Origin of the sequence: Herbiconiux daphne (assembly GCF_024979295.1) — a bacterium.
Taxonomy (GTDB): Bacteria; Actinomycetota; Actinomycetes; order Actinomycetales; family Microbacteriaceae; genus Herbiconiux; species Herbiconiux daphnes.
In genome coordinates, this window is record NZ_JANLCJ010000218.1 from 1 (window position 1) to 907 (window position 907).

The following is a 907-nucleotide window of genomic DNA, read 5'->3' on the forward strand; positions in this document are numbered from 1 at the left end:
ATACAAAGCCATTGTCGAACCTGCTTGAAAAGCATACCAAGCCATTGCCGAACCTGCTTGAAAAGCATACCAAGCAAAGGAAATAGACATCATTAGTAAATATAAAAAACTAATCAAAGATGCAAAGGAGTAATAATGAAACTAACAATTAACGGAGTTGCCTTGGAAGCAACAAAAGAGAACTTGGAAATGGCACTCAAAGAGTTTGACAAACCGGTATGGTCTATTAAATTCATGACTTGAAATAATCAGTATTTACTAATGAAAAATGGAAAATATAACAGTGTAGTGTGGTATAAAGATAACTCTTTCCAAGAAAACTACTCTCAACTAATCTGCAAAATTGCTAATGCTATGGGAGTGTTGGCGACGAAAGAGGAAATGTTAAGTCTAGAAAGTGAAAGAATTTATTTTGACACCCTTAAAAAGGAATTTTGGTTTGATTATAGCAGATACATTTATGGAACTACTATAAAAGATGGAAAAGCATCTGAAATTGTTAAACTACTCAACAACTCGCCACTAATGGAGGAGTTTAGATAATGAGAGAGTGAAATAGATGTCCTAAATGCCATATTTCTTATGGCAACAAATATACACTTTTAGACTGATTAGACCAATTTATACCAAAGAACCAAAATGGGACGTTCCACGATGTTTTCGGAGGTTCTGGCACAATGTCCTTGAACTTTGCCCGTTATTTCAAAAAAGCGATTTATTACGAACCTACATACACATACGATTTATTTGTATGGGCTCTTTCAATGACTCAGGACAAAGTGGATGCACTAGAAAATGAAATTCTTGACATCGACAAAAAATATAAAATGATTTGTAATTGACCTTCAAACAGAGAGAGAGTGAGAATCATTACAGAACAAGGTTCAAACACATTGCCGGAATACCA

1 protein-coding gene is annotated in these 907 nt (G+C 34.4%); it reads left to right on the plus strand.

Annotated elements, in window-relative coordinates; all coding sequences use genetic code 11:
* The first annotated feature begins 261 nt into the window (after nt 1-261).
* Complete coding sequence (locus tag N1032_RS24215; RefSeq protein ID WP_259543034.1) at nt 262-543, plus strand: hypothetical protein; 282 nt, start codon at nt 262-264, stop codon at nt 541-543.
* The last annotated feature ends 364 nt before the right edge of the window (nt 544-907 follow it).

Coding starts and splice junctions, on each gene's coding strand:
- N1032_RS24215 (WP_259543034.1), top strand. CDS start 262: ATGAAAAATGGAAAATATAACAGTGTAGTGTGGTATAAAGATAACTCT.